The 26,431-nt window shown below is 65.0% G+C and carries 28 protein-coding genes, 1 tRNA gene and 1 pseudogene; 12 read left to right on the top strand and 18 right to left on the bottom strand.

The features are described 5' to 3' along the window. Positions 1-175 precede the first annotated feature (175 nt). Positions 176-1,030 (bottom strand): N-formylglutamate amidohydrolase, encoded by an 855-nt coding sequence (locus OXQ33_RS09175; RefSeq protein ID WP_267434381.1) that lies wholly within the window; start codon positions 1,028-1,030, stop codon positions 176-178. 100 nt (positions 1,031-1,130) lie between these two features. On the opposite strand from OXQ33_RS09175, the gene OXQ33_RS09180 reads away from it, so the two are divergent. Further along, entirely contained in the window at positions 1,131-1,508 is a 378-nt protein-coding gene (locus tag OXQ33_RS09180) for a response regulator (RefSeq protein ID WP_267434382.1), read from the top strand. Positions 1,509-1,552: 44 nt separating this feature from the next. Next, a tRNA-Val gene (locus OXQ33_RS09185) sits at positions 1,553-1,627 on the top strand. Positions 1,628-1,819: 192 nt separating this feature from the next. Here OXQ33_RS09185 and OXQ33_RS09190 read toward each other — a convergent pair. From OXQ33_RS09190 to OXQ33_RS09215, 6 genes are all read right to left on the bottom strand, one after another. Next, entirely contained in the window at positions 1,820-3,007 is a 1,188-nt protein-coding gene (locus OXQ33_RS09190; RefSeq protein WP_267434383.1) for a hypothetical protein, read from the bottom strand. Beyond that, positions 2,968-3,381 (bottom strand): hypothetical protein, encoded by a 414-nt coding sequence (locus OXQ33_RS09195; protein ID WP_267434384.1) that lies wholly within the window; start codon positions 3,379-3,381, stop codon positions 2,968-2,970. The genes OXQ33_RS09190 and OXQ33_RS09195 overlap by 40 nt, the downstream gene beginning before the upstream one ends. A 47-nt stretch (positions 3,382-3,428) precedes the next feature. Then, positions 3,429-4,673, bottom strand: coding sequence for a HipA domain-containing protein (locus OXQ33_RS09200; RefSeq protein WP_267434385.1), 1,245 nt, complete (start codon positions 4,671-4,673; stop codon positions 3,429-3,431). Next, on the bottom strand, positions 4,670-4,993 hold the full coding sequence (locus OXQ33_RS09205) for a helix-turn-helix transcriptional regulator (RefSeq protein WP_267434386.1): 324 nt from the start codon (positions 4,991-4,993) through the stop codon (positions 4,670-4,672). Before OXQ33_RS09205 ends, OXQ33_RS09200 begins: the two co-directional genes overlap by 4 nt. Before the next feature lie 71 nt (positions 4,994-5,064). Then, a complete protein-coding gene (locus OXQ33_RS09210; RefSeq protein WP_267434387.1) occupies positions 5,065-6,378 on the bottom strand; it encodes an AAA family ATPase in 1,314 nt (437 codons plus the stop codon). Positions 6,379-6,613: 235 nt separating this feature from the next. After that, positions 6,614-6,808, bottom strand: a complete 195-nt coding sequence (locus OXQ33_RS09215; RefSeq protein ID WP_267434388.1) for a hypothetical protein — start codon at positions 6,806-6,808, stop codon at positions 6,614-6,616. 182 nt (positions 6,809-6,990) lie between these two features. On the opposite strand from OXQ33_RS09215, the pseudogene OXQ33_RS09220 reads away from it, so the two are divergent. Further along, a pseudogene (locus tag OXQ33_RS09220) lies at positions 6,991-7,344 on the top strand (recombinase family protein); the annotation flags it as partial. 222 nt (positions 7,345-7,566) lie between these two features. Here OXQ33_RS09220 and OXQ33_RS09225 read toward each other — a convergent pair. The 3 genes from OXQ33_RS09225 to OXQ33_RS09235 form a co-directional block, all read right to left on the bottom strand. Continuing rightward, positions 7,567-10,515 carry a MobA/MobL family protein gene (locus tag OXQ33_RS09225; protein WP_267434389.1) on the bottom strand — a complete coding sequence of 983 codons (2,949 nt, stop codon included), beginning with the start codon at positions 10,513-10,515 and terminating at the stop codon, positions 7,567-7,569. Positions 10,516-10,777: 262 nt separating this feature from the next. Then, on the bottom strand, positions 10,778-11,680 hold the full coding sequence (locus OXQ33_RS09230) for an HNH endonuclease (RefSeq protein ID WP_267434390.1): 903 nt from the start codon (positions 11,678-11,680) through the stop codon (positions 10,778-10,780). A 295-nt stretch (positions 11,681-11,975) separates the two neighbouring features. After that, entirely contained in the window at positions 11,976-13,736 is a 1,761-nt protein-coding gene (locus OXQ33_RS09235; RefSeq protein ID WP_267434391.1) for an ATP-binding protein, read from the bottom strand. A gap of 395 nt (positions 13,737-14,131) precedes the next feature. Here OXQ33_RS09235 and OXQ33_RS09240 point away from each other — a divergent pair. Further along, positions 14,132-15,339 (top strand): IS3 family transposase gene (locus tag OXQ33_RS09240; protein ID WP_267434392.1). Its coding sequence is split into 2 segments (ribosomal slippage): positions 14,132-14,456 and positions 14,456-15,339, totalling 1,209 coding nucleotides; the frame shifts between segments, so codons are not numbered across the junction. A gap of 107 nt (positions 15,340-15,446) precedes the next feature. Further along, entirely contained in the window at positions 15,447-16,040 is a 594-nt protein-coding gene (locus tag OXQ33_RS09245) for a hypothetical protein (RefSeq protein WP_267434393.1), read from the top strand. A gap of 60 nt (positions 16,041-16,100) precedes the next feature. On the opposite strand, the gene OXQ33_RS09250 is transcribed toward OXQ33_RS09245, so the two are convergent. Genes OXQ33_RS09250 through OXQ33_RS09265 form a run of 4 tightly spaced genes read right to left on the bottom strand, consistent with a single transcriptional unit; the run spans position 16,101 to position 18,976 of the window. Then, the gene (locus OXQ33_RS09250) at positions 16,101-16,676 is read right to left on the bottom strand and encodes a 7-cyano-7-deazaguanine synthase (RefSeq protein ID WP_267434394.1); all 576 of its coding nucleotides are present in this window, start codon (positions 16,674-16,676) and stop codon (positions 16,101-16,103) included. Beyond that, entirely contained in the window at positions 16,673-17,812 is a 1,140-nt protein-coding gene (locus tag OXQ33_RS09255) for a PfkB family carbohydrate kinase (RefSeq protein WP_267434395.1), read from the bottom strand. Before OXQ33_RS09255 ends, OXQ33_RS09250 begins: the two co-directional genes overlap by 4 nt. Before the next feature lie 9 nt (positions 17,813-17,821). Beyond that, positions 17,822-18,160, bottom strand: coding sequence for a hypothetical protein (locus OXQ33_RS09260; protein ID WP_267434396.1), 339 nt, complete (start codon positions 18,158-18,160; stop codon positions 17,822-17,824). 45 nt (positions 18,161-18,205) lie between these two features. Further along, positions 18,206-18,976: a hypothetical protein gene (locus OXQ33_RS09265; RefSeq protein ID WP_267434397.1), complete on the bottom strand. Its 771-nt coding sequence runs from the start codon at positions 18,974-18,976 to the stop codon at positions 18,206-18,208. A gap of 38 nt (positions 18,977-19,014) precedes the next feature. Here OXQ33_RS09265 and OXQ33_RS09270 point away from each other — a divergent pair, with 38 nt between their 5' ends. Then, a complete protein-coding gene (locus OXQ33_RS09270) occupies positions 19,015-19,314 on the top strand; it encodes a hypothetical protein (protein WP_267434398.1) in 300 nt (99 codons plus the stop codon). 43 nt (positions 19,315-19,357) lie between these two features. Continuing rightward, entirely contained in the window at positions 19,358-20,365 is a 1,008-nt protein-coding gene (locus OXQ33_RS09275) for a hypothetical protein (RefSeq protein WP_267434399.1), read from the top strand. A 199-nt stretch (positions 20,366-20,564) separates the two neighbouring features. On the opposite strand, the gene OXQ33_RS09280 is transcribed toward OXQ33_RS09275, so the two are convergent. The 4 genes from OXQ33_RS09280 to OXQ33_RS09295 form a co-directional block, all read right to left on the bottom strand. Next, positions 20,565-21,065, bottom strand: coding sequence for a hypothetical protein (locus OXQ33_RS09280; RefSeq protein WP_267434400.1), 501 nt, complete (start codon positions 21,063-21,065; stop codon positions 20,565-20,567). Between the two features lie 69 nt (positions 21,066-21,134). After that, the gene (locus OXQ33_RS09285; protein WP_267434401.1) at positions 21,135-21,533 is read right to left on the bottom strand and encodes a hypothetical protein; all 399 of its coding nucleotides are present in this window, start codon (positions 21,531-21,533) and stop codon (positions 21,135-21,137) included. Beyond that, a complete protein-coding gene (locus OXQ33_RS09290) occupies positions 21,530-22,171 on the bottom strand; it encodes a hypothetical protein (RefSeq protein ID WP_267434402.1) in 642 nt (213 codons plus the stop codon). Before OXQ33_RS09290 ends, OXQ33_RS09285 begins: the two co-directional genes overlap by 4 nt. A 1-nt stretch (position 22,172) precedes the next feature. Then, positions 22,173-22,691 carry a hypothetical protein gene (locus tag OXQ33_RS09295; RefSeq protein ID WP_267434403.1) on the bottom strand — a complete coding sequence of 173 codons (519 nt, stop codon included), beginning with the start codon at positions 22,689-22,691 and terminating at the stop codon, positions 22,173-22,175. A gap of 153 nt (positions 22,692-22,844) precedes the next feature. On the opposite strand from OXQ33_RS09295, the gene OXQ33_RS09300 reads away from it, so the two are divergent. From OXQ33_RS09300 to OXQ33_RS09320, 5 genes are all read left to right on the top strand, one after another. After that, on the top strand, positions 22,845-23,615 hold the full coding sequence (locus OXQ33_RS09300) for a hypothetical protein (protein WP_267434404.1): 771 nt from the start codon (positions 22,845-22,847) through the stop codon (positions 23,613-23,615). Between the two features lie 400 nt (positions 23,616-24,015). Next, entirely contained in the window at positions 24,016-24,294 is a 279-nt protein-coding gene (locus OXQ33_RS09305) for a hypothetical protein (protein ID WP_267434405.1), read from the top strand. Next, the gene (locus OXQ33_RS09310; RefSeq protein ID WP_267434410.1) at positions 24,294-24,725 is read left to right on the top strand and encodes a periplasmic heavy metal sensor; all 432 of its coding nucleotides are present in this window, start codon (positions 24,294-24,296) and stop codon (positions 24,723-24,725) included. Before OXQ33_RS09305 ends, OXQ33_RS09310 begins: the two co-directional genes overlap by 1 nt. A 10-nt stretch (positions 24,726-24,735) precedes the next feature. Then, positions 24,736-25,296 carry a sigma-70 family RNA polymerase sigma factor gene (locus OXQ33_RS09315; RefSeq protein ID WP_267434406.1) on the top strand — a complete coding sequence of 187 codons (561 nt, stop codon included), beginning with the start codon at positions 24,736-24,738 and terminating at the stop codon, positions 25,294-25,296. A 43-nt stretch (positions 25,297-25,339) separates the two neighbouring features. Beyond that, the coding region (locus tag OXQ33_RS09320) for a copper resistance system multicopper oxidase (RefSeq protein ID WP_267434407.1) at positions 25,340-26,431 on the top strand (1,092 nt) is incomplete at its 3' end.

Raw genomic sequence — 26,431 nt, forward strand, 5'->3', positions numbered from 1 at the left:
AATGACGAATTGCGGCGGGCAGGGTTGAACCAAATAGGCCCCTTCCTATTTATATCCTGTACGGCGTCGTGTCCCCCCTTTCGCGATGTCGTATGACACGCTTTCAGCGTGTCTCCTCCCTGAACCTTGGCCACCTCGCGCTCTCCCCCTTGCGCGAGGTGGTTTTTTGTTCGGGCTATTCCGCCGCGAGCGAAACCGGCTGGCCCAGCGCCTCGGCGGCCAGGGCGGCCAGCATCGTGCGGACCAGCGTCACCGTCGCGTCGAAGCCCGCACCGGGTGCCTCCAGCGCGCTGTCGAGATAGAGCGAGCGGTCGAGTTCCAACTGGATTGCGTGGATGCCGCGCCGGGGGGCGCCATGGCGCTGGACGATATGGCCCCCGGCATAGGGCGCGTTGCGGGTCACGGCGATGCCGCAGGCCCGCGCCTCCGCCTCGATCCGGCGGACGAAGCGGGTGTCCGCGGTCAGGCCGTGGCGATCCCCGATCACGATCCGGGGCACCAGGCCGGCGGCCCCCAGCGGCGGCATCGAATGAAGGTCGAGCAGGACGGCGACGCCGAACCGCGCCCGTGCCTCCGCCAGAGCCTGCTCCAGCGCCTCATGATAGGGGCGGTGATCGGTCGCGATCCGCCGGATCATCTCGGCATCGCTGAAGCGGCGCGACCAGATGTCGCCATGCCCGGCGACGCGGCGCGGGACGAGCCCCAGCCCGCTGCGCAGCTTGGCCGAGGCGCGCCCTTGTGGCCGTGCGCCCAGATCGATGACCGGATCCCGCTCGCCCTCGTCGCGGTTGAGGTCGATCCAGGCGCGGGGCAGGGTCTGGACCAGCATCGTCTCGTCGCTGCGGGCCCCCTGCGCGACCAGATCGATCAGCCGGTCCTCCAGCCCCATCACGGCGGACAGCGGCACGCGCAACGCCTCGATCAGGGCATGCGGATAATCGCGCCCGCCATGGGGCACCGAGATTACGACCGGACCTGCGACCGGGCCGCCAAGGCTTTGGAAAGATGCGCCGGGGGTCGGGCTTGCCATTGCCCATGAGCCTAGGTCGGGGCACGGATCGACGCAATGGTCTGGAAATATTAACCACCTTTTCGCTAAGCTGATGGCCAAGATGGATCGGAATCACGACATGTTTCACATTCTGCTGGCCGAAGATGACGAGGTCATGCGCGAATATCTGACGCGCGCGCTGACCCGGTCGGGATACCGGGTTTCGGCGGTCGATCGCGGCACGGCGGCCCTCCCGTTGCTGGAGAGCGAGCGGTTCGACCTGTTGCTGACCGATATCGTCATGCCCGAAATGGACGGGATCGAACTCGCCCAGCGCGCCGCCGCGATCGTCCCCGATCTGCGCGTGATGTTCATCACCGGCTTCGCGGCGGTCACGCTGAAGGCCGGGCAGGCCATGCCAAACGCCCGCGTCCTGTCCAAACCCTTCCACCTGCGCGACCTGGTGATGGAGGTGGACCGACTTTTTCACACGGATTCAGTCGACGGCGCAATTTAGGGGTTGCCAGCCCGATCGAACCTGCTAATTGGCCCACCTCCGGCGGGCGTGTAGCTCAGTGGTAGAGCACTGTGTTGACATCGCAGGGGTCGCAAGTTCAATCCTTGCCACGCCCACCATCGAAAACCCCGCTAGGCCAACGGCTTAGCGGGGTTTTTGGTTTTCAGGCTTCCTAGTTGCGCGTCACGGTTTTGCGTGCCTTTTGCGTGTCATGCCGAGTGGAACATCCGGGCTCACGGGGGCCTCGGGGCACTAGGGCGGCTGCGCCAGCGGATTGGGAGCGGCAGCGATGGCGTGAAAACGACTGGCCATCATACCCGCCGCCGCCGTCCATCGGGACCGACTTGCGTGGGTTTTGCGTGAAGCGGCGTCGCCATCTTCCGGGCCAGCTCGGACGCAATGTCTTCCAGCCCCTGTCGGGTCTCCGACAGATACTCTGGGCTGAAGATCACGTAGTGCCGCGTCGAATGGGGCAGCACCGTGTGGCCGAGTGCCAGCGGGATTTCCTGCTGTGAGACGCCGCGCTGTGCGATCAGGGTCGCCATGCTGTGGCGCATCAGCTTGGGGCCGAAACCGACCGGTACCTTGAAATGCCTTGCCATGACGCGCCACGCCTTTTTGACGTCCGCCACGGGCCGCTGGACCAGCCAACGGTCCTCATCCTTCTCGACCACGCTCTCGTGGCAGACCAGCCGATCGTCCGTCGCCTCCAGCCAATTTGCCAGGAGCGGCGTGACAGGGATCGCTGGGCGATGTTTCCGCGTCTGGATCCGTCCCGCAGGGTTGAGGTCGAGTACGCTGGCGTCGCGGTGCCATTGCCACCGGTCGGGGCTAGCCGAGATGTCGTAGAGCGCATCCGGCCGCGCCAGCGTGCAGATCGCACCGATCAGATAGCGGCGCAGCGGCATCAATCGTGCCGGATGCGCCGGGCTGAGCTTCGGATCTCCTTCCGCCGTATAGTCGAGCATTTCAGCAATCTGATCGAGCGAGAGGCGGAAGTTGCGGACTGGCGTCACGGCGGCGCGCGTCAGATGCTTCAGTTCGGGCAGCGCCTCCATACGCTTCACGTTGAACCGCAAGGCTGCCTTCAACTGAATGATGCTCTCCTCGACCGTGGACTTCGCCCGTTCGCGCCTCGACACGGTCCATTCCCCGGTTTCCCGGTCACGCCGCCGCTGGGTCACCCGATCGATCTCGGTCCCCCATTCTCGAAATCGCGTCAGCCAATCGTTGTCCAGCACCTTTGGCAGCACGGGTTCACGTAGAACTCCAGTCTCGATCTCATGGCCGATAAACCGTCTTACGAGCTTCAGCCGGGCCCGGATCGCGTCGGCGCTGGACCGTTTGGACCCGTGCAGTATCCAATAGTCGATCATCGCCTGATGGACCGTGTAGGACGCCTTGTCGTCGTCGGCTGGCTGGTGACATGCCAGATAGTGACGGTCGAGCGCCTGGATCGCTAGCCGAACATCATCTGTGCGCGTGCTGCGTCGCTGCATTCGGCCGGAGGCCGGGTCATACCAGCAGATGTAGAGGTTCGGGCTGACGACCTCGCCGTCCTTGCCCCGGAGGTGATCGAGGTGGAATTCACCCCGGCGGTAGAGAATTTTCGGTACCGGCACTGCGCTTTTTCCTTCAGGATTTCGCTTCGCGCCTTTCCGAGCAGGTTCACTGCACCCACCAGGGTAAGGAGGTCGAGATCCTCCGACTTGAGGTTGATGCCCCGGTCCGTCTGGATCGCACGGGCGATCTTGCGGTCGAGCCGCAGGATGGCGTCGGCGGTTGCCGCGTCGATCATGTCCTGGGGGAGGACCGAGCCGGTCCCCGGCGTCATCGCGGCGGTGCCGCCGGCGTCCGCGTCGATGCTCATCATGTCTTTTCCTTCCTGACGTGGGTTACCCCACGTGCAGGGCCTTCTTCTCACCCGAAGCGGTCGTCGGTGACCTTCAGGCGATCCGCGATCTCGCGTCGCGAGACAGTGACGCCGACACCGGCGGCGATGACCGGCCATTCGGCCAGCGCGCCGCGCGTTCGGTCGATGATTTGGGCGATGACGCGATCCGACAGGCCATGGCGGCGGCCCAGCGCGAGGACGTGCGCGCGGGTCGGGGTGCGGCCTTCGCCTTCGACCGCGAGATAGTGCTCGCCGCCCGGACCGACCGAGAAGGTCAGGTCATAGGCCGGGGCGAGGCGCCACTCGCCGCTCGGTCCCATCAGATAGCTATGCTGCCGGGTATGGTCGTCGCGGTTGTGCGCCAGGACGTTGAAGACCATGCGGCGGAAGGCTTGTTCGACGTCGCCGGCATGGCGGGTGATCGCCATGGTCGCACGCAGGAATCCGTCATAGTCGAGGCTCGGCATCTCGGATGGGGCTTCGGCTGCCCCGGCGAGCGATACCATGTGCAGCCGGCGTCCGGGGGCCGGTCGGTCGAAGCGGCGCGTCGCGAAATAGCCCGGTCCGTCGCGCTCGGGCAGGACGCGGGATTCCGCGATCGTCAGGCCGGCGACACGGGCCATGCGCGCATAGGCTTCCTCGACCGGGCCGATATCGACGGGATCGCCGGTCGCGCGGAACTTGATGATCCAGGCGTCGTGGCCGTCCGCGGCCTCGCCGACGCTGATCGCGCCGCCGGGGGCGAAGCCGACATGGACCTTGGGACGAGCCCCGCCCGATGCGCCCCCCAGCGCCGCCAGCGTGTCGACCAGCGCGCCCTCGTCTCCCGCGAGGAGCAACCGTGATTCCTCGGCTAGGGCATCGAGGTCGATCGTCCCGATTGTGTCGTCGGGTGTGGTGGCCGGCTGATAGACCAGCGCGCCACGGCCACCAGAGCCGATAATCGCGAGCTGATCGACCGGGTTCAGGGTGTCGAACTGGACGTCAATCCTGGCCAGGCGACGTCGCAGCAACAGCCGTCCCCAGGCATCGGGCAGGCTGTCCGCCAGGAAGCCGTGCAGTCCGCCGAACGACCGGCTCCGCGCGGCGTGCAAGCCCGGCTCGGGAGGATAGAGGAGCGGGGCGACGGGCAAGCCGCTGCGGATGACGTCAGGCGACCATTCGAGCTGGGCGACACCACTGGCCATCACGACTCGGCCGGCCGGCGCAGCGGGCGCGGCATCGTCGAACGCCAGTGCCAGCCCCAGCGGTGCCCCCGGCCTCAGCTTCACGACGTGGCCCTCGACGCGGCCCGGCGGCGGCGCTTCGGCGCGGTGCGTTCGGTCATCCGTTTTTGCTCCAGCAGGGCATCCATCGAACTGGCCACCGGCTCCGGAAAGAGGACGACCAGATCCTGCTCGCACCGCAGCGCCACAGCCGCGCGGACGAGGTCGTCGATCGACGCCTTGCCCTCGGCCTCCAGGCGCCGCCAAGTGCGATAGGAGACGCCAGCACGGGCCGCCGCGTCGACCTGCGTCAGGTTCATCGCCAGGCGGCGATGCTGTATCCTCCGGCCGAGATCGGCCGCGATTTCACCAGGCGTGTGCAACATCGTCCAAATATGGCCTGTAAAGCGAGATCGCGCAACATTGATGGCCATATATGGACGTATGTAGACTCTTGTTATTCTGCGGCCTCAGCCAACGGCTGGTCGCTGTCGGCCGAAAGATCGACGATGCGGATGTTCCCGCGACTGGTATCGATCAACCCCGCCTTGCTCATGAGTGCGAGTTCCCGGGCAAGCGTACCGTGCGTTTTGGCGCGCGAGCCGTCGACGTCGCTGCCGATCGTGCCTAGGACCGGGGACGAGGCCTTGGCGTCGTTGAAGACAGCCCGAAGCGCGTCCCGTTCGATGAGGGTACCCGGCTTGCCGCCATTGAATGACGCAAGAAGGGCGACGACGGCTCGGCGAAGTTCCGGCGTGTGCGCGCTCGCTTTGCCGCGGGATTCGGGCGGCGGCGCGCTGAAGATGCCGGGGAATTTGGGCGTGAGGTCGTCATAGGCGCCATCGGATCGGCGCAGCAGGGCACGTGGCCGCAGGTCCGCGCCCTGCGAGTTTGCCTTGGCGACCTCGACGATGACGACGTCACGATCGGACAGGCTGCCATGGACGGCACGGACCGCTTCCAAGTCTTCGGACGGTCCAGCGAGACGTACCTCGATGACGGTGCGGGGCGTGGTCGACCACATGGCCGAGCCCCGTAGCCGCTCGATCGCGGCGTCGTCAGCCTTCTTCGCTGCGTCCTTCGGCGTATGGCCGATCACTGCCCAGAACATGTTCTGCCGCCGTGCCAGGCGGTTCAGGTAGAACAGGAAGTTCGTCGTCGCCTCGGAATTGGCGAGCTCGAACCCTGCCATTGAGACGGCGGAGTCGAGGATGACGCCAACGATCCGGTCCTCTGGGCGACCGTCGGCCACGACCTGCTGATTCCAGTCGTCGAGGAACGCCTCGACGCCCTTCAGGACGGAGCTTGGCTGCCAGCGGCCTCCGTCTCGCTCGAACAAGCAGGGATTGGGCTCCCCGAACTCGGCGGCGTTCATGCTGAGGAAGGCCATGACATGGATCCGTTGGCACAATGCGGCCACGTCGTGACTGGTGCCGCCGGCATCGGCCGTCATGCGGCGAGCGATCATGCCGATCCGCTTGAACAAATGCTCTTGCAGGTCTTCCGCTGTCAGCACCAGGATATGCCCCCTGGCATGGATGTCGGCACCCAGCCATTGCCGAGGTGCTTTGTCGCCGGTGGCCGCAATGTGCGCCGCCATCCAAAGCAACAGCTGGGTCTTGCCTGTTGAGCCGGCGCCGAACCAGATGGTCGCGCCTGTAGCTGGCATCAGGCCCTCGATGGCGTAATCCATCGGTCGCTCGTACGAGGCAGCAGCCGAAGCGCGATAGCCTCCCTTGCGTGCCCGAACGGTCCAGGATTCATCGGTCATGTCGGTCGTCTCCCTTTAGGCGATACCGTTACGGCCATTCCGTTAACGCAAGGATGACGCGATTCAACATGCGAACAGAACAACTCACCGCAATCCCTGACGGTGGTAACGGGATATTAAGCATTCATTGTGACGAATAGAGGCCGGGTGGGGGTGGAGGCGATGGGCAGTTTTACTGCACAGCGACGCCACCCCCACCCGCTGCTCTAATCGACCGGCTGTAGGATGAGCGGGTTCACGTCGCTGGCCAGAAGATGATTAGAGACCATCGATCGGCGTAGGCGTACGCATAGCTTCGTCGACCGGGACTTGGCCGCCCCGACATTTTCACGTGCTCGCCATTGTCGTTCACCACCATGGCTTCGATGAGCGGCTTGGTCAGTTCGGCACACATCTCGCGCCACAGGGCGTCTGCCTCTTCGTCCGTCATCGTCGGCGGTCTCATTTCATTCTCCTCCACACCCTCGATCCCCTCCGTCTCCCTCCGTGCGAAAGTTCCAACTTTCGCGCCTAGGTCTCGGCAGGCGTCAGCGTAGGTCTAGAAGATAGAAGAAAGGCAATTGAGCTAGGTTCGGAAGTGCTGGGGTAACTTTAACCCCAGGATGAAAAAGAATGAGTGAGATTGCCTATTATCGCGTGTCGACCAGCGGTCAGACGATTGAGGCGCAGCGCAGTGCGTTGCTCGGATCGATGATCCAGTCCTTCGACAAGGAGTTTGTCGATGAGGGCGTCAGCGGCTCGGTGCTGGCCGGCAATCGACCCGGCTTCGGCGCGATGCTCGGATACATCCGCGAGGGCGATAGGCTGCATGTCAGCGCCATCGATCGGCTGGGCCGCAATGCCATGGATATCCATGCGATGGTGCGGGCGCTCAACGACAGGGGCGTCGAGATCGTCGTCCGTGGACTCGGCTCGATCAGCTCGAGTGCAGGTCGGCTGATCGTCGCGGTGTTGGCAGAGATCGCGGAGATGGAGAGTGAGGCCATCCGGGAGCGCACCCAGGCCGGGCGTGATCTCGCCAGGAAGTCGCTCACCGCCACCGGCTTGACGCACCGCGGCAAGACGAGCCTCGGGCGACCGCGCAAGGCGGACCCCGTCGAGGTCATCGCCTGGCGCATCACGAACGGGGCGAGCTTGGCTGTCACGGCCAAGCAGTTCGGCATCAGCGGGGCGACGGTGAAGCGCTATCTAGCGTTCACCGCTCCGCCCCCGACCCCAGTCCCCCCACCCCATGGGGACGAAGGCGCGGTCGTCGTGCAGCCCATCACCACGGTCCGTGCCGAGATCCGGGACGTGGCTGACGGTCGCGTCGCCGGTTCCAACGCTAGTCGATCCCTCGACGATGTACCGGTCTACGTCGGTCCCCCGCCACTGGTGATCGACGTCAGTCAGAAGGGCGTCGAGACTGTCGTACCCGCGCCAGTGGGTGACGAGGGCAGCGAGCCGTTTGTCGGTGAGGTCGACATCCCACTGTTCCCCGACCTTCCGGAGGGGAGGCCGGAGGGAGCCCATCAACGCGGCGTGAAGGTCGGCCAGCAGGCGGTTCCGCTCGATGGCACTGTGGTCAAGCCACGGCGCCGCGTGACGTCGACGCATCGCGTCAAGGACCGCAGGCGCGTCGGCAAAGACGTCGGCGGACACCCGCCAGTCGGGAGCGTCGGCAGTATCGATGACGAGCCCATGCTTCCCTTCGGCAACCCGCAGGGCGGGGTCGGCGAGGAGGGCGGCGGCTAGGGCGGCGATCGCCTCGTCGCGTGGCGAGAGTGCCGCATCCTTGGCCGGTTCCGGGACGGGCGGCTGCGGCGTCGGTTCGATGGGAGTAGAAGGCTGGACCGGCGGATTGTGACCCAGCAGGCCCCCGATGAAGTCCCGCCACGTGCGGCCGGTCTTCTCGGCGGGCGCAGTGACCGGCGGCTCCGTCTTCTGCGCCTCGGCCAGAGCGCGCAGATAGACGGGATGGGCGCCATAGGCGCGGACGTGCTTCAGTGTCCGCGCTGCGCCGGGGTCGCCATCGGCGGCGGCACGCGTCAGGACCTCCGTGCCCACCGACGCAAGGTGCTTTGCGGCAGCGGTCATCCGCTTGGCCTGGATGTCGGCCAGAACGGCAAGGCGCTTCTGCGCCATCTCGGCCAGGGCGGGCGTGGTCAGAGCGGCGAATTCTGCGCGGGTCACGCCGGGCACACGATATCCGGCCACCGTGCCCTCCGGCGGCAGGATCGGCATGTCGTCCGCCATGATCCGGTCGAACAGCGCCTCGAGCGTTGCCCGCGGATCCGGACGGGCTGGCTCGGGCGTGCGAGCCGGTGCAGAGCGATCGATCAGCGGCTTCGCAGCATCTGCGATCGCCTCGACCTCCGCCTGGGCCGTCGTGACCGCCGTCCGGTATTTGGCCAGCTCCGGGGCATGATCGTGCTCGATAGCGGCGATGCTGGCGAGGAACGCCTCGGCCGCGTCGGCGCGGGCGGCGATCGCTGCGTTCGCCCGCTGCTCGGCCGAGTCCGCCTTACCCTCGCCGATGGCCTTCAGGATGCGGCGGCAGACGGTGATCGTCTTGTCCGGCCGGGCACGCGCCATGGCCAGCGTGACGTCGTACTCAGCGCACTCGGCATCATGCTGGCGCAGCACCGTGTCGGCCGCATCGAGCCGGGCGGTCAGATCACGGATGGCGACGACGTGGGCCTGATCGACGACCGTCCCTTCCGCGAACCGACGCTCCGCCTCGGCCAGCCGGCGGCGGAGGGTGGTGCGGGCCTTGGTGCGCTCCTCGGCCGCGGTCCACGCCTCGCGCAGCAGCGCCGACCAGAGGAGTTCGGCATTGTCGATGCTCCGCGCCGTCGGCACGCCGACGGCGTCCAGCGGCGCCGCACGGGTGCCGAGTGGCTTCTGCCCGTCGCGCTCGCACCCCAGCGAGCGCAGCGTGCCCGGATGGAACCTGCGGGTGACGCCCAGCCGGTCGAGTTCCTCGTTGCACCGATCGGCGAAGAAGGTCCGCATCTCGGCCACCATGGTGGTGCCATAGTCGCGATGGTTCCCGCCGGCCGAATCGCGAGACCAATCGGCCACCTTCTTCTGCGCATACGGATAGCGCACCCGGCCATGCTGTCCCGCGACGGTTTCCGCGATCGTGAAGTCCCAACGGTCCCCGATCTTCCTGGCGGGCCGGTCATGGCAGGCGAGGTGCAGGTGGTGATTGCGGCGGTCATTGTGATGATCGGGCGCATGGATCGCGGCGACGTACATGATGCCGAACGAATCCAGCCGGTCGCAGATTGCTTGGGTGACCGTCCGCCGACCCGCGGCATCGAGGCCATCGGGAAACTCCGCCGTCAGCCGGTATTGTGTCCGTCCGCCACGTCCCTTCGAGACCCTGGCCGCCGCCTTCTTCTTGCCGGTCCCCAGGATCGTGGCGAGCGTCTTCGCCAGTTTGCGCGCGGCCGCACCGTTGACGGCCAGGTCATCGAGCGGGATGGTGCGGGTTTTGCGCTTGCCCCTGGCGGTAGCGAAGGCGGCGGCAACGTCGCGCACCGCCTCGGGGGCGTCGGGCGCGCTCGCCAGCGCCTGCCAGGCGCCGCGCGATGCGTTCTCCGGCATCAGCGTCAGACGGTCCACGCCCGGCGTGCGTTCGTGCTCATGCACGGCCTGCCAATAGGCTTTCCGTTCCCACGGGTCGGGCGAGATGTTGGAGAAGACGGCGCGCTCGCCGTCGATTGCCTCCGTCGCGGACGGTCGCACCGCATAGCGGTCGAACCCGTCCGCGGAGATCGTCACCTCCACCGCCTCGGGACGGTCGATATAGGCATCGTGGTGCTTCGGTGCCCCGGCTTCCAATCGCCTGGTTCCCTCCGACGTCTTGATCTGGCAGCCGCCATCGCTGGTCTTGCTGACCGCCTCGAAGGTGAAGTTGAAGGTGACCTTGCCGTCCACCGAGACGAACCGCTGGTGGAAGGCCCCGGGCACCGCGAAGTCGGGGGAGCGCGACCAGCGATTGCCGCGCGGCTTCCGGTCCCTGACCGCGTCACGGACGTTCCGCCGGACCCGCACCGTGCGGCCGAGCGCCTCTTCCTCCTCGATCGCGAGCAGTCGTCGCAACCGTGCAGAACAATGACCGATGGGACCGAGGGGACGCTGGATCGACATAGCCGGGCTCCTGTTGCCAGCTATGGTACAGGACGCGAATCACGCGGTGAATCACCCCCATGTCGCTTTTTCCCGAGGTGGCCCCGCCACCGACGGGCCGCGCCTCCGGCGCGCCCTTAGGGACGCCGACCCCGGCGTCCCGGCCTCGCCTCGCCGCATGGCGACGCACGCAAAGATGAAGGATTCACCTTTGCGGAATTGCGCCTCCCTGAATTACGCTGTTCGCCGCTCCGCTTCCAAGGAGCGTTCGGACCGGTGCCAGCTACTGCTTGAAGCGGTGGTCGCGGTGCCACCGCACGAAGTCCGGGTGCGGTCGGCTCGCCAGATGCGCGGGCAGGATGGCGCGCCCGGACGGGTTCACGATCGAGCGGACGCTGTCGGGATCGTTGACTTGGCGCGACACCAGGATGCGCATGTCATCGTCGAGCCCAATCAGGCCCCGGTCGAACATCCAGTGCGCGGTCCCCGACAGTGCGATGCCGTTGCTGATGATGTCGGGCCCGTTCGCCTCGACGGGGCGGATATGGGCGGCCTCGACCTCGGCGCGGCCGCCGCCGTTGATCAGCTTCAGCCCGGTGACGGCACATCGTTCGTCATAGGCGCGCAGCACGATGCGGCGGAACACCTGGTCCCGGACCACGCGCGAGACCAGCGTCGCGACCCGCTCGCGGGCTTCGTCGAAGACGAAGGGTGTGCGATCCTCCCGGACGGCGGCTGGCTGATCGACGTCGTCGGTGCGCGGCGGCAGCGGGCTGGTGTCGTCGAGACCTGCCGAGACGATGCGGTTGAAGTCCGCCGGTGACAGCGACCGTACGGCAGCTTGTGCGCGGCCGGAGATCCGGCCAGCATCGTTCAGGACGCCACGCTCGATGACCTGACCGTCCGCATCTGCGAAGGGGACAGGTGTTGCGAAATCGAGATAGCTGCCTGGCTCGATCAGTGCGAGGTACATGCCGGGTGCAGTTGGATCCGGCACGATCCGCTCGACCTTGGCGACGGCGAAATAGCCGCGAGTGTCTCGCACCTTGCGGGGCTCATAATAGATGATCCAGTCACCGAGACACGCCTGGGCGCGGCTCAGATACTGGGATGGGAATTGATAGCGTTCCGCCGGCGTATCGTCGTAGATCGAGTCAAATCGGTGGATGAAAACGCCGAACGCCATAGGCGCAGCTTAGCGGGGTGTTGAGGTTCTGCAAATAAGCCGGACCCAATGCTTGATGGCGCAACGCCTTGTAGGTCCGTGACCGCGCCCCAGCCAGCGTTACGACCCACATACGGACATTCAGCCCCGTTCGAACGCTCCCTAAAACTCCCCATTCTTTCAGGCGGATAGGTTCACCCCCCTCGACCAGTTCGCGCAGGCGCATAAAACGGCGGGGATTTGGGACAAAGCCGTCGTTCCCTGACTACCTCTTGAGCGACGGCTTCCGGTGAAAACAGCCGCGCCACCCTATCCCTCAGTCTGCACACAATGCGGCTATTTGCTTCAGCAGCTCCTTAATATCCTCCGGGACCTCATCCGCCTCCATTGCGGAAGCGATCTGAAGAGGCGTGACGGCGCAAACACTTTTGACCGATTGTGGTCCCTTCTGAGTTATCTCCTTCCCCCGGGCATCTATCATCGCGAAAGCAACGTCACGAGCGACGAAGTTATCAGGTACCATCAAGGCATGTTCTCCCATTAAGGCCTCGACGAACTCGATAGTATTTCCACTGGCTCGGGCGATAGCGTCTGGTAGCAATAAATAATTTTCAATGTGCCGTCTCCGCCACACGCGAAGTGAAAGATTCTCGTGTGAAGCGGTGAACGATTTGTCGCATAAAGATTCAGAATCTATTTGATTCAACTCCTGATCGTCCCTGTCACGAATACTGAGCGCCTTGAGTTCTGGGATTTCCTGCTGCAATTGAAGGAATAACTGCTTGCGCTCGCCGCTGCCACCGGTCCAAGGCCACTCAACCAGATTCTTTGGCCAATCCATGCCAAGCTGCTTGGCCCAAGCCTTCAACAAGCGCGCGTCACTCAGATTTTCAATGATGAGTAGCCGGCGGGCACGCCTAAGCGGATCGAGTTTCGGGGCGTAATCACTTCCCAGCCCCAGGAACAAACCAACTTTTTGGTCCGCCTCCTGGAGATATTTCGCTCCCGACCTTGAAAAGCGAAGCACCTGCGAGTGATCAGCCCATCGAAGTATCTCGGTGCTATGAGTAGCGAGCAATACCTGCTTCCCAGTTCGTTGGGCAATGCTCTCAAGCTTTTCTACTAGCTGCGACTGCAACGAGGGATGTAAGTGTGCGTCCGGCTCATCTAATAGAAGCGTCCTCACCAACGGCGAAACAGCTAGCGCATAGACGCTCAGCCATTGGAGGAACCCGCTTCCTTCCGCCATCAAATCACGCGCTTTATAACCGCTGTGACGCGTGAATTTCCGACCGTCTAATTTGCCTTTGATCGTGCTCACCTTGATATAGGTATGGTACAGGTCGTTAAATGGTGCCACATCGAGTTGGAGACCAAAAACTTCCGCCATAGTGTGCTGCAATATCTCCCAAGGGTCTTCGGCCCGTAAACGCTCGAGGTCTGAATTTTTGATTTTGGTCCGTCCCGCTTTCAGTTCAGCACGCCTTCTCTCGTTTTCTTCATGAAGATCGTGCAACAGGTTCCGAATCACACCGCCGGCGAGCCCCCGGCCGATCATGGCTCTCCTTTCAGCTCCCGACATATAGTTTTCACGACTGCTGATGCCCGCAAACGGCGGCAGGTAAGCCAAGGGCGGGAGCAGATCGCCATCCTTGAGGTTCGTACTGTCTGCTTTCAAGAACAGCCGGTCATTGGCAAGCGCCAGGGCTAAAGTCAGATGTTTTTCGGAGCCTGCTACGTCAGTCCAATCGCAGCGGATCGACAATGAATACCCATCTTCTCCTGGGTGCTGAGTAGTCAAATTCGTCCAAAGGTGCTTCAGACTTGGCAATGCCAGGGGTGAGAACTCGTCGTCCGAGAGGCCAAGGCCCTGCCTCCCATAACCGGGGTATAGGCTCTCCTTGCCTCGTTCCATCTCCAACACCGTCCGACAGAAATCCCAAACGGCCATCGCCTGAAGAAAGGTCGATTTTCCGGAATTGTTACCTCCAGCCAAAAACGAAAGTCCAGCCGGGTGGAGTTCAAACTCGGTATTTTTGAATTTCTTGAAATTCAGTAATGATACCTTGCGGATCACGCGCGCCCCCTCGAAGCCTCTAAACCATGATCTTCTCCACGAGCCAAGAATGCAAGGTATGTCCGGCACTTGCCCGCTATGCGAATGTCAGCCGCCGGCACGCAAGATCAGGGACGAAGGATGGCTCCTTCCCGCAGCAGCTGGGCAGAGTTCGTCACGAAATGTTGCGCGAAGCGCTGCTCCCGCTGGGTCGACTGCGTTGCAGCTTGTCCGCTTCGATTGGTCCGAACGGCAGCATCCATCGCGATCTGACATCGGCTTGAGCGTCGCGGAACGATTAAAAATGGTAGGTACCGGGCGTTTCCAGGCGAGCGGTGCCTGAGCTGGCCCCCGTTTTGACCGGACGGATTTAAGCCTAAGAAGGAGGCTTGGGGCTATCCCCTGAGCATAGGCTTATGTCCGTATCCGAGATCATCACCGACGGCGGTCGTCGCCGTCAATGGAGCGCGCCTGAGAAGCTGAGGATCGTCGAGGAGACGCTCGATGGTCGCGAGAGCATATCGGTGGTGGCGCGTCGCAACGGCGTGGCGCCGAACCTGTTGTACCGCTGGCGGCGGCTGATGCTGGAAGGCGGAAGCGTCGCGGTTGCCGGCGACGACGACGTGACCAGCAACCGGCAGGTCCGTGAGATGGAGACCCGCATCCGCGAACTGGAGCGCCAGCTCGGCCGCAAGACGCTGGAGGTCGAGATCCTGAAGGAGGCGCTGGAGCGCTCGCGCCCAAAAAAAGCGAGCTTGCTCATGCACTCGCCGCTGCCGGAGACTATCCGGTGAGCCTGGTCGCCAGCACGCTCGGCGTCGGTCGCTCAACCGTGTACGACCGCCTGACCGGCAGCACCAGGACGCGTGGGCCTTACACCAAGGCCGGCGACGCGGATTTGCTCCCCCGCATCCGTCAGATCGCCGCGCAGCGGCCGACATACGGCTACCGCCGCATCGCGGCGGTCCTCAATCGACAGCAACGCGCCGAAAGGCTCGCGCCGGTCAATCACAAGCGCGTCTACCGCATCATGGCGGCGGACCGCCTGCTGCTGGCGCGGCGTTACACCGAACGGGCCGACTATGGCCATGACGGCGTCGTGGTGGCGATCCGCTCGAACCTGCGCTGGTGCTCGGACGGCTTCGAGTTCACCTGCTGGAACGGCGAGGTCGTGCGCGGCGCTTTCATCATCGATGCCCACGACCGCGAGATCATCGCCTGGCGTGCGGTCGCCAATGCCGGCATCAGCGGCTCGGACGTGCGCGACATCATGCTGGAAGCCGTGGAAGCCCGCTTCGGCGGAATGCGCGCGTCCGGGCCGCTCGAGATGCTGTCCGATAACGGCGCGGCCTATACCGCCCGCGAAACCCGCACCTTTGCCCGGCAGCTGGGCCTCAAACCCTGCTTCACCCCCGTCCGCAGCCCGCCGTCCAACGGCATCTCGGAGGCCTTCGTTCATACGCTGAAGCGCGATTACGTCCGCGTCTCGCCGCTACCCGATGCTCCCACCGCGTTGACATCGCTTGCCGGATGGATCGAGGACTACAACGACAACCACCCACATTCAGGGCTCAAAATGCGTTCGCCGCGCGAGCATCGCGCATTGGTTTCTGCAACCGCTTGAACCCGTCCGGCCAAACGGGGGCCAGATCAGTGCCGAACGTCCGCGCATGAGTTGTCCCGGGTCAACGACGGGGCTACATGCAATCTTCAGATTGGAGAGGAGCGAAGATGAGCAGGGATGATGGACCGCTGGCCCACGCCTGGGCTTACTTCAACCTCCATGCCAGCCAACGCATCACCATCTTCAATTATTTCGTGGTGTTCTCCGGCATTCTCACCACCGGGCTGGCCGCCGCGATCCAGGCGCCGCCGCGCCTAGCGGTAGTCGGCGTTGCGCTGGGCTTGCTGTTGTGCCTGCTTTCATTCCTGTTTTGGCAACTCGACCGCCGTACTTCCTTTCTTATCAAGCACGCCGAAGACGCCATTAAGCTGCAGGAGCCCGTCGGTGCCCGACTGATGACCGAGGAGGTCGTTAAGACCGCGGATGCGAAGAAGGACGAGGGGTTGTGGACGTACGGGAAGGTGTTCCGCTCCATCTTCCTGGTGATGGCGATCGTGGGCTTGGCGGGCGCGATCGTGTCAGGGCTGCGCGGATCGGGCAGGCTGTCGTGGGAAGACCCGAAGCCGCCACGGCAACTAGCACGGCCCGATTATAATGGCGAGCCGGCGCCCGTCCAGTCGAGCCCCCGCGAAACTGACGTCTCAGCGCCCGAAGTCCGAACCCCAGAGAGACCCGGCAACGCCGAGCGCCAGACGAGATAAGCGGTCGACCAGTCGTTCCCCGCCCGCTCATCGACTTCGGGTACGTGACGTAGGAACGGGTCAGAAGCCAAGCGCGGCCTTGACTGTGGCGTGCTTGCGGCAGCCGCCGCACTGGCCGCAGGCCCATTCTCCTGTGTGACACGAGAACGTCCAGCCGAGCAGACTGTGGGGAGCGTTCGATCGCCTCGCCAGCGCGAGCGTCTGCTCGGCGGCGGCCGGTGCACGCAACTCGATAGCGGCCTGGGTCCTGAGCACGCCGCGCATAGCGCGCAGGAAGCGCGCGCGGCCATCGGGATGCTGGCGGTCCGTGCGCACCGTCCCGACCGTTATCTCTACGGCGCCGCGCTGGGCATAGTACATCGCCGCAAGCGTGATCAGCATCTGGTTTCGGAATGGCCAGAATTCCGGGGCCGCCCCCTCGGCGGTGCCTCCCGCCATAAGTCCTCCTCCAAACGGGCGTAGATCCGCCGTGTGGACGTCGAGGGGCAGATCAAGCGCCTCTGCGATAGATCTGCAGGCGCGGAGCTCGCCCTTCGCCGGAATCTGGCCGTAGTCGACGAAGGCGAGACGATCCGGACGCTCGAGCCATGCGATGCAGGTGGAGTCGATCCCGCCAGAGAAAAGCAGGACTCTCATTCCGGCAGCCAGGAAGCTTCGTAGATCGCTTGGGTCAGATCATTAACCGCCCGCACTCCGGGCACCTCCGCGAGCGGCTCAGCGCAACCGGACTCGGCAAAAATGACGGCAGAGTGACCCTGCAGAGATCTATGTCGCGCCACGGCCAGCGCCGTCTGACGATCCTGCACACAGATGAGAATGGCCGCGTCGGATGTTATGGGCAGCGAATCGTCCGCCATCAGCTTGGCTAGCGCAACCAGCTCGACCTCAGCGACGCCGAGGCGGTCAATCGCGTCTCGAACGGTCGCTGCGAACCAAGCGGCGGCGACCGTGTCGAGCGCAGCCACCAGGATCAAGCGCTCGACGCCCGAACTGCGACGCGGCGCCAACGCGGGCAGCAATCGCGGAAACGGCAAGGCAGCGGTGGCGACGTACGCTGCGGTATGGCGTGATGCGCGATCGGCCGCGGAGGCCGGGCTCATGCCGCCGAACCATTCATGGGCGAAGACGGCGGAGAACACGTCCCCCGATCCGATCTTGTAGTTCGAGTGCGATGCGTAGGCGGGAATGCGCTGCTGCTGATCACCCGAGAACACGTGTGCGCCGTTTGGACCGTCCTTGACGACCACCACCTCGGCGCCTTCGGAGGCGAGCACGGCTCGCGCGGCAGCCTCGATTCCCTCGGCGCCCGTTGAAGCGAGCGCCTCGCCCGCGTTCAGGACAATGGCCAGCCGCTCAGCGGCTCCGCCGCCATCGCGGAAGTTCAGGAACGCTGCTCCCTGTGGATCAAACACCGCCTGCGCGGCCTGTACGATGAATTGTCCTTCGGCGCAGCCGAACCGCAGCACGCTTTGACCGGCCACCAGCCGCTCAGCTTGTCGGGGAAAGCCCGTCGGCGTCTGAACGGGCCGTGCCAGTGGGAACAAGTAAGCGAACTCGATGCGCTCCGACGATGCGCTTGGTCGGCAGTCGATACCGTACGGACGGAAGTTCGCCTCCAGGTCCCCCCAGAGCGCCGGGGGATGGAAGGTGTGCAACTCGATGTCGCTCCGCAGGGACGATAGTCCGAGCGCCGCTCGCCCAGCCGACCCAAGCAGCTGTCTCGTTGGGGGCGTGACGCAGGTTTCGAGGTAGACGCCCCCGGCCACGATCATCGGATCACGTCACTGCTTAACTACGGTCACGTCGATGCGCCCGCCGGACACGGCATCAGTATAGGCACGGTAATCGACGCCGTCCTCGAGGCACCGGATCAGCACGTCGAGATTCGGGATGCCCGTCAGCGAGCCCACGACGGTGCCGGCGGTCAGGTCGAACAGGACGACCCGCGGCGGCGAGGAGGTGCGGTCGAGCTTGACCTCGAGCCAGGTTCCGGGACCGATGCCGGAAGCCGGGCTGGTGATGACGGCCCGCAGCTTGACCGGACAGTCATCGGCGCCGCCGCCCGAGTGAGTCGGGCGCGCTTTTCGTCTGATGGAGTTGGTCGTTGATGAGCCGCCCATAGCAAGCCTTTCGTCCAGAAAGTGTCCGATATCTACCGCAAAGTGTCAACGGACCGAATGGCGGCTCGGCGTTTTGCGGATCTCACTCCAGATAACCGCGTCTAGCACCGACGGTTTTACGTCGAGCGCCTTGGAGAAGCACAAGAAGCGCGCCTCGAGCGCCTCGTAGTCCCGCGGCAGGCTGATCTCTCTGGGGAACACGCGCATGTTGGTGCAAGCGCGAATTAGATGCACGTCAATGATTGCCACCTCGTCAGAGCCGAGGCAGTTGCGGACGATCCAAGAAGCGGTCTTCGGACCGACCCCCTCGATCGTCATCAGGGCTTTCCGCAAGGCACCTGCGCTCAAACCTGACAGGTCGTTCAGCGCGAAGAAGGCCAGCATGCCGGCCAGACGCCGGGCGCGCTGGTTTGGAAACCTGTAACGGGTCGGCCGGCCGTCGACGAGTAGCGGCTCCGTGAGCCAACGTCTGATGCAGGTTTCGTCAATGAGGGGCGCTCCCGGCTCGAACAGCCCGTGCGCCTCCATTCGGACGAATGCCGCCTGGTTCACCTCGTAGCGGATCCCGTATCCACCGAGCAGGCAGAACGCGACCTCGCGGACGAGGTCGTCGTTTCCGGCGACGTAGTCCGGATTGTCGCCCTCCCATTGGCACCGCACGGCCCAGTATGCGGGCGTGTTGAAGTAATCGGGAGAGCCCCAAGCGACGCCCGGCACGACCTCGGCGTCGGACGCAGGTAGCCGCACAAGCCGCGCATTGGCGCCGACCCCAGCCCACGCCTCCTGAAAACTGCTTGGTTCCGGTAAATAATTCATTCGACAGCTGTTGCAGATATCTGCAACAAACGCAATTGATGAACCAGCCGTTGAGTCACTTGCGCTTTCTTAGCCTTGCCGAGCGCCTTGGGGGCGGCAACGCCGAACTGGCCGCTGCGCTTGGCGTCGACCGCACCATGGCGTGGCGCCTCAGATCCGGCAAGGTGAAGAAGGTGCACAAATACATCGCGATCTTAGAGAAATGCGTGGACAGAGCAGAAGGTGACTCATTGGACCGGGTGTTTGACGATCTGATTACTTGGTCGCGCCAATCGCCCGACGTGCGCGCCGTGGTAACGTCGCTGCACAGTATGTTGCAGAATAATGCAACGTCATGATGCGCGCAATTGACTCCGCCATGAAGGCGGGCACAGTCGGACCATGAAGGTGCAGGCACGCAGAAGGGAGATCAGGCTCGGTTCGGTGATCCTGCCCACGCCTCTCGTGGTTCCGTCCTTCTCCAGCCGGGCGAAGCCGCCCACGCCGCTGAGCGAAATCGTGAGGGGCGCGATGCCGACGATCGTAGGCCCGGTGCTCATCAGCGCTTACGACGTCGCACACGAACCAGAGCTCAGTGGGTTCGACTTCCGCCAAGAGATCGTCTCTGCTGCCCCGACGTTCGTGCTGATGGACAGCGGAGGCTATGAATCTCTCTGGAACCGGAAGGCTCGGCAGGCGAAGCTGGTCGAGGGCAGCGATGCCCGGAGCTGGTCGCGTGAACTTCACCGGCGCGTCCTGTCGAAGTGGCCGATCGACCTACCGACGATCGCCGTCACTTTTGACACTCCCGAACGCGGGTCGGGTTCTCTCGAGAGACAGATCGCGGCGGGACTGGAACTTGCGGCACGCTATCCGTACATGTCCGTGGAACTGCTAATCAAGCCGCCTCAGCCCAGCCGGCAACCATTCCTAGATGCAGCGCAGATCGCGCCACATGCTAAGGAGCTAGGCAAGTTCGCGATGATTGGCGTAACGGAAGATGAGATCGGTCCATCGATGACCACGCGCCTAACCTTCCTTTCCCAGTTGCGTACGACCCTGGAGGATGCGGGGCTGGAAGTTCCTATCCACGTCTTTGGCGGTCTGGAGCCGATTATGACGCCACTTTACTTCTTGGCGGGCGCAGACGTCTTCGACGGCCTTTCCTGGCTCCGATACGCCTATTCGGATGGACGGAGCGTCTACGCAAAAAGCGTCGTTGCATCCGATTATCCGAACGATCTGGGTCCGGATGCATATCAGGAGATGCGTCGGCGCAACGTGCGTACGTTGACCGATCTGCAGATTTCAATGCAACAGTATCTCCTCAAGCGCGACGTGGCAGTCTTCGGTCCGGCAGCGCATCGCCTGACGGCGACCTGGGCCGCAGCGTTCGAAGAGACGCTCTGACTTTCGGCCCCTCCGCCTGCCCTGCCCGTTGCCTCAAGGAACGGCAGCTTTCCGCGATTGCCGCCAAAAGTCAGAAAGGCCGTTGTCCCCCCAAGACCTTCCGGTCCGCACTTACCCGAACCTCGTCACCAAACCCAGCAATGCCCTCTTTGACGCGTGCACCTGCCATGAGCAAACGCCCTTTTGCGAAAGGAGGCGATCATGCCAGTTTATGCACGCTGAAGAAATCTGCGTTCGCGGCCTCGGCAAACTTCGCCCCCATCCGACGCGCCAGCCAGGCATCCGCTCGCGCGATGCCGTCGACCATATCCTCCGCCGGCTTGCCGTCAATGTGGACCAGTTCGCGCGGCGACATTCGGAAATGCCCGCGCGATTCTTGCCGGGGCAGGATCACGGCGCGGTTGCCCGCCTTGCTCAGCCAGAAGCGGCAGTCGGTCTGGACGTAGCAGCCCTCGTCTCGCGGCAGGTAGACCGTGATCCCGGTCCGCCCGAACCGACCATCCGCGGTGATCCCGAACTCCAGCGCGACGACGTCGGTGCCGGATAGCGCCGCCGTCCGCGCCATCTGGGCGCGCCCTTCCTGGTCGAGCGCCTCACCACCCGTGACGACGACGCCGTCTTTCAGCTTGCGGTTGCCGAGCAGAAGCCGGGTCGCCGCAACGGTGTAGGCGCGGAGGATGGCGTCGTCGTGGTGGGTCATGGTCGCTTACTCCTGTTTTCATCCCGCAATCCGGGATCGCCTTCATCTCCTTCCCCTCAGGGCGGGTGGTCAGTGACCGACCCGCCACCATTTGATCGTGGGCGCGGTGACGCTGTCGATCGCGCCGCGCAATTCGCGCAGGTCCTCCAGGCTGCCGCCGAACCGGTCGGCAGGGGAAGCGCCGCCCAGCGCATCGAGTGGCAGGTCCAGCGCATGGCGGATCGCGCGGCTGTCGTGATTGAGCCGCCATTCCAGCCGCATCAGGATGTTGATGAACAGGCGCAGCCGCTCCGCGCGGGCGGTATCCACCGACGACCACAGCCGACCAACATGAACCATGTCCTCCGCTTCGGCGCGATCGATGTCGAGCAGGCGCATGGCATGGCCGGGATCGATGCTATGGGTCAGCATGATCCGGCCGGCGAGATCGACCAGCGCCGCGCGGTCCCTGTCCCATGTGCCGGTCAACGGAAGCTCGCCAGGTGGTCTGCCCACATCGCCTCTACGATCGCCTGTCCGCGATCGTGGATCATGTCCTCGTCGTACAGACCCTGGCGGATGCCGAGACCGGTGAGGCGCCTGGGCACGATCAACGCGTGGGCATGGAGTGGGAAGGCGGCGTTGATCGTCCCCGGCGCATGCAGGATCAGGACGGAGGCAAGCTCGCGATCCCGGGCGAACCGATCGTGCAGGAAGGCGCGCGCCCGCTCCCAGCCGACGTGCACCCGGTCGACGTCGCCGAGCGGTAGCGTCAGGTAGGTGAGCAGCGCCTTCTCGCGGTCGACGGCATGCGTGTCCATCTGCCCCAGCAGCGTCGCCGGATCGGCGAGGCTGTCGTCGGCGCCTGCGGGGAGCAGCACCTCGATCCGCTCGACGTTCGGCGACCAGGCGGCGAGATCCGCGCCCGCGACGACGGGACCGAGATGCGCCTTGCGATAGCCGAACTCCAGCGCGCTGTTGACGCGACCGGCATAGGCCCGGCGCAGGACGGCAAAGACCGTCCCCGCCGGGGACGGCCCGGACGGGTTCAGATAGAGCCAGCTCTGCGGATCGGCATCGGTCGGCGTCGGCTTGACCGGCAGCTTGCGGGGTTTGCGCGCAGCCATGTCAGCGTCCCTGCCGATAGGTCACGATTCGCACGATCTCGGCGGCGGCTCGGCAGACCCCGTCGCAGCGCTCGTCCCAGGTGACGAAGGGCGGCGTCGTCTGCAGCGCCAGGCCATCGCCCCGGATCTCGACGAACGCGCCGGCCCGCTGCGGCACCAGCCACAGGCTGTCGTCACGCCGTCGCATGAAGACGAGGTCGGTCATCGTGAACGGCCCGTCCGGCCCGACCAGCGCGACGTCGACCGTAACCGGGTTCATCGTCTCCGGGAACAGCCCGGTCCGCACGAGCATGACGTCGCGCCCGAAGCGGGTGCAGGCGTCCTCCATCTTCATGCCGAACAGGGGCGGATCGCAGGGCGTGGCGGCGATCAGGAGATTGGCGGAAGCGATGTCGAGCATGCCGGCGGGCAGACCGGCCAGTGCGCCGATCGGCACGGGCGCTTCGTAGAGTGCGGTGAGCGGCAGCGACAGGACGCGCAGCGAGGGGGCGAGCGACGGTTCGATCGGGGAGGTCAACATGTTGGGCACTTTCGGCGAGAGGATCACCGGCCCGCCTCGGGTCCGGATCAGGCCGCCTGCTTTTTCATTCCACCGGCAGCTTCGCCGTGCGCAGCTGCTCTTCCCTTGGTACGTCTGATTGCACGCGCCGCGACGTGTCATTACCCTCGCGATATGACCGTCCGCCTGCGATCGATCCTTGCTGCGGCTGCCGCGACCTTGTTGGTCGCCGCGGCCCCGGCCGGTTTCTACGCGCGTCAGGCGCGGCCGATCTGGCACAGGATTGGCGGTGCACCGACCGGCTTGCGGCTTGAGGCACCGGATCGACAAACGCATGTTCTCGCCCGCTACACGGAAACGGAGAAGACGGACGGCGAAGTCACCCTGCGCGTGCGCGGCAAGCTCGGAACGGGCACCGTGTCGCTCGGCGCTGGCGTTAATTCAGAACTCCTCTGGGCACCGGATTCCAGAGCGTTCGCGGTGACGACCAGCGATGGTGGGGCGATCGGCCTCTATCGCGCGATCGTCGTCGCGGCGGGACGGAACGGGTTGCAGGTAACGGACCTATCGCCGCTCATCCGCTCGGCGTTCGGGCACCCGGTCAAATGCGGCTGGCGCGAAGATCCCAATGTCGCCGTCGTTCAGTGGCAAGGCGGATCGCAGAAGGTGATCCTCGTCGCCGAGATCATGCCCCACAGCAATTGCGACAGCTTCGGCACCTTCAAGGCCTATGAGGTCGACTGGCGCGCGAGGCGGATCACCCGGACCTTCGGCCAGATCGAAGCCAAGCGGTTGTTCGGGCGGTCGATGGGCATCGAATTACGCAATGCTCCCGACGAATGCATTCGATCGCCCAGGCGGTGCTGGGTCTCCACGAACCATGAGCCGGACCCCAGCGCCAAGCCGTCAGAATCAAAAGCGACGCGACGTCGAGCGCGGCCATGAGGAAATCCTTCGTTCAAAAGGACATAGGCTCGAAAATCGGCTTGCGTGTGTTTTGCGTGGAAGCAACCGCCATTCACGGCCTGTTCTCGTCGCGTTCTCTTGCGTTTGCGCGCTCGGATGGCGCAAAAACAACAGCTTAGCCGGTCCCATCTTCGTTGACATCGCAGGGGTCGCAAGTTCAATCCTTGCCACGCCCACCATCGAAAACCCCGCTAGGCCAACGGCTTGGCGGGGTTTTTGGTTTTTGCGGTCCGGCATAGTTCATTGCCCGGTCTCGGCGGCTTTCCGGTATGATGCCGCCCCTCATTTTAACGCCCCTGGCGCTCCGGTGACGGTCAAAGCTTGGGATGCGCTCCGCAAATGCGGATGAGGGATGCGGGTGGTTTTTGCGTATAACGGCATGATGACCGACCCCTTCGACCGCGATCTTGCCCGGCTGGCCAGCCTCGTGCCGCCCGAAGCCCTGAACGATCTGGAGTGCCGTGTGGCCTCGGCGATCCAACCGGGGGCGTTGGCGGGCGAGGGGGTGTCGTTTCGGGGTATCGCCTTTGCGGGCGGCGTCGCCTTGCTGCTCGGGCTGACCGGGGGTGGCGTGATGGCGGGGCGGATCGAGGCGAAGGCGCGGCCCGTCGCTATGGATGCCGAACTGGCCCCTTCGACCTTGTTGCTGGGGCGGTGATGCGGCGCAGCCTGCTGACGCTGGTGATCGCCTTCGTCGCGGCGCTGGCGGGGGTGGCGATCGGGTGCCGTGTCCTGATGCCCGGCGAGCCGCCGGCGAGCGATCTTCATGCGCTGGTCCACCGCGACATCCGGCTCGACCCGGCACAGAGCATCGCGCTGGACCGGCTGGAGGCGCGGTTCGCCACCACCCGCGCGACGCTGGAGGCGCGACTGCGCGGCGACAATGCGCGGCTGGCGGCGGCGATCGAGGCGGAGCATCGCGACGGGCCGCGGGTCAGCCAGGCGATCGATGCCGTCCATCACAGCATGGGCGATCTGCAAAAGGCGACGCTGGCGCATGTCTTCGCGATGCGCCGGGTCCTGCGTCCCGATCAGGCGGCGACCTTCGATCGGCTGGTCGTGGCCAAGCTGACCGACAGCGATCGTTGAGCCGGGGACGGTGAGCCGCGATCTGGCGGGACTGGCCGATGGCGATCTGGTGGCGCTGGCGCGGAGCGGGCGGCCGGGTGCCTATGCGGTGATCGTCACGCGGCACAAGACGGCGCTGTACCGGCTGATCCTTGCGCATGTCCGCGACGCCGACGAGGCATTGGACCTGGTGCAGGAAAGCTTCGTCGCCGCGCACGGCGCGCTGGCGCGGTTCGACGAGACGCGGTCCCTGCGTGCCTGGCTCAGCCGGATCGCGCTCAACAAATGTCGCGACTGGGCGCGGCGGCGGCGGGTGCGCGCGATGCTGGCACGGGTCCTGCCGGTCGAGGCCGCCGCGGAGATCGCCGACGACCGGGTCGGGGGCGAGGCGGCGGTGATCGACCGCGATTCGCTGGCGCGGACGCTGGCGGCGCTGGACCGGTTGCCCGATGCGCTGAGGGTGCCGCTGATCCTGTGTACGATCGAGGGGTTGAGCCAGGCGGAGGCGGCGGAGGCCCTTGGGCTGAGCGGCAAGGCGGTGGAGCTTCGCATCCGCCGCGCGCGGGCCGCGCTGCGCGATGCGATTCCCTGACCGCTTCATGAGGGAAGGCCGCCGGGCGGGCGTATAGAGGGGTATGAACGACACCGCGATTTCGATCCGCCGCCGGGAGATGCTGGCCGGTGGCATGGGGCTGAGCGCACTGGCCGCGCTGCCCGCCTGGGCGCAGAGCCATGGCGGCGGGATCGCGCACGGATCGATGGCGGTGCCCGGCGCGCGTCCGGTGCTGACGGGGCCGGAAATCACGCTGACCGTCGCGCGGCAGATGATGATGATCGACGGCAAAGCTTATCATGCGATCGGCATCAACGGCTCGACTCCCGCGCCGCTGATCCGCCTGCGCGAGGGGCAGCGCGCGAAGATCACCGTCATCAACACGCTCGACGAGGAGACCTCGATCCATTGGCACGGGCTTCTCCTGCCGTTCCAGATGGACGGGGTGCCGGGGATCAGCTTTCCCGGCATTCCGGCGGGTGGGCGCTTCACCTATGAGTTTCCGGTCGTCCAGGCGGGGACCTATTGGTATCACAGCCATTCGGGGTTGCAGGAGCAGGAGGGGCATTACGGCCCCATCGTCATCGATCCGGCGGGGGCGGACCCGATCGCCTCGGACCGCGAGCATGTGATCCTTTTGTCGGATCACAGTCCGCTCCACCCCCATGCGATCTTTCGGCGGCTGAAGCTGCAGGGCGGCTATTTCAACTATCAGAAGCAGACGGCGGCGGGCCTGCTGGCCGGGCGGGACCAGCCCCTGGCGGAGCGGTTGCGCTGGGGCGCGATGCGGATGGACCCCAGCGACGTGTCCGACGTGACCGGATCGACCTATCGATACCTGATCAACGGCCATGGGGCGGCGGACAATTGGACGGGGTTGTTCGCACCGGGCGAGCGGGTGCGGCTGCGCGTCGTCAATGCTTCTGCGATGACCATCTTCAACCTGCGGATACCGGGCCTGTCGTTCCAGGTGGTGCAGGCGGATGGGCAGGACGTGCAACCGGTGACGGTCGACGAGCTTCAGATCGCGGTCGCCGAAACCTATGACCTGATCGTCACCCCGACCGAGGACCGCGCCTATACGCTGGTCGCGGAAAGCTGGGACCGGTCGGGCATGGTGCGGGGCACGCTGGCGCCGCGGCCCGGCATGGTGGCCGCCGTGCCCGCCTTGCGC

The sequence above is a fragment of the Sphingomonas sp. GM_Shp_1 genome (assembly GCF_026540895.1).
Lineage (GTDB): Bacteria > Pseudomonadota > Alphaproteobacteria > Sphingomonadales > Sphingomonadaceae > Sphingomonas.

What these genes read in the sequence shown, in the direction of transcription:
- OXQ33_RS09250 (WP_267434394.1), bottom strand. Translation starts at nt 16,676, where the DNA reads ATGAGAGTCCTGCTTTTCTCTGGCGGGATCGACTCCACCTGCATCGCA.
- OXQ33_RS09205 (WP_267434386.1), bottom strand. Translation starts at nt 4,993, where the DNA reads ATGTTGCACACGCCTGGTGAAATCGCGGCCGATCTCGGCCGGAGGATA.
- OXQ33_RS09305 (WP_267434405.1), top strand. Translation starts at nt 24,016, where the DNA reads ATGATGACCGACCCCTTCGACCGCGATCTTGCCCGGCTGGCCAGCCTC.
- OXQ33_RS09225 (WP_267434389.1), bottom strand. Translation starts at nt 10,515, where the DNA reads ATGTCGATCCAGCGTCCCCTCGGTCCCATCGGTCATTGTTCTGCACGG.
- OXQ33_RS09195 (WP_267434384.1), bottom strand. Translation starts at nt 3,381, where the DNA reads ATGATGAGCATCGACGCGGACGCCGGCGGCACCGCCGCGATGACGCCG.
- OXQ33_RS09190 (WP_267434383.1), bottom strand. Translation starts at nt 3,007, where the DNA reads ATGCAGCGACGCAGCACGCGCACAGATGATGTTCGGCTAGCGATCCAG.
- OXQ33_RS09280 (WP_267434400.1), bottom strand. Translation starts at nt 21,065, where the DNA reads ATGACCCACCACGACGACGCCATCCTCCGCGCCTACACCGTTGCGGCG.
- OXQ33_RS09255 (WP_267434395.1), bottom strand. Translation starts at nt 17,812, where the DNA reads ATGATCGTGGCCGGGGGCGTCTACCTCGAAACCTGCGTCACGCCCCCA.
- OXQ33_RS09290 (WP_267434402.1), bottom strand. Translation starts at nt 22,171, where the DNA reads ATGGCTGCGCGCAAACCCCGCAAGCTGCCGGTCAAGCCGACGCCGACC.
- OXQ33_RS09295 (WP_267434403.1), bottom strand. Translation starts at nt 22,691, where the DNA reads ATGTTGACCTCCCCGATCGAACCGTCGCTCGCCCCCTCGCTGCGCGTC.
- OXQ33_RS09245 (WP_267434393.1), top strand. Translation starts at nt 15,447, where the DNA reads ATGAGCAGGGATGATGGACCGCTGGCCCACGCCTGGGCTTACTTCAAC.
- OXQ33_RS09210 (WP_267434387.1), bottom strand. Translation starts at nt 6,378, where the DNA reads ATGACCGATGAATCCTGGACCGTTCGGGCACGCAAGGGAGGCTATCGC.
- OXQ33_RS09175 (WP_267434381.1), bottom strand. Translation starts at nt 1,030, where the DNA reads ATGGCAAGCCCGACCCCCGGCGCATCTTTCCAAAGCCTTGGCGGCCCG.
- OXQ33_RS09230 (WP_267434390.1), bottom strand. Translation starts at nt 11,680, where the DNA reads ATGGCGTTCGGCGTTTTCATCCACCGATTTGACTCGATCTACGACGAT.
- OXQ33_RS09310 (WP_267434410.1), top strand. Translation starts at nt 24,294, where the DNA reads ATGCGGCGCAGCCTGCTGACGCTGGTGATCGCCTTCGTCGCGGCGCTG.
- OXQ33_RS09215 (WP_267434388.1), bottom strand. Translation starts at nt 6,808, where the DNA reads ATGACGGACGAAGAGGCAGACGCCCTGTGGCGCGAGATGTGTGCCGAA.
- OXQ33_RS09260 (WP_267434396.1), bottom strand. Translation starts at nt 18,160, where the DNA reads ATGGGCGGCTCATCAACGACCAACTCCATCAGACGAAAAGCGCGCCCG.
- OXQ33_RS09300 (WP_267434404.1), top strand. Translation starts at nt 22,845, where the DNA reads ATGACCGTCCGCCTGCGATCGATCCTTGCTGCGGCTGCCGCGACCTTG.
- OXQ33_RS09270 (WP_267434398.1), top strand. Translation starts at nt 19,015, where the DNA reads ATGAACCAGCCGTTGAGTCACTTGCGCTTTCTTAGCCTTGCCGAGCGC.
- OXQ33_RS09275 (WP_267434399.1), top strand. Translation starts at nt 19,358, where the DNA reads ATGAAGGTGCAGGCACGCAGAAGGGAGATCAGGCTCGGTTCGGTGATC.
- OXQ33_RS09265 (WP_267434397.1), bottom strand. Translation starts at nt 18,976, where the DNA reads ATGAATTATTTACCGGAACCAAGCAGTTTTCAGGAGGCGTGGGCTGGG.
- OXQ33_RS09180 (WP_267434382.1), top strand. Translation starts at nt 1,131, where the DNA reads ATGTTTCACATTCTGCTGGCCGAAGATGACGAGGTCATGCGCGAATAT.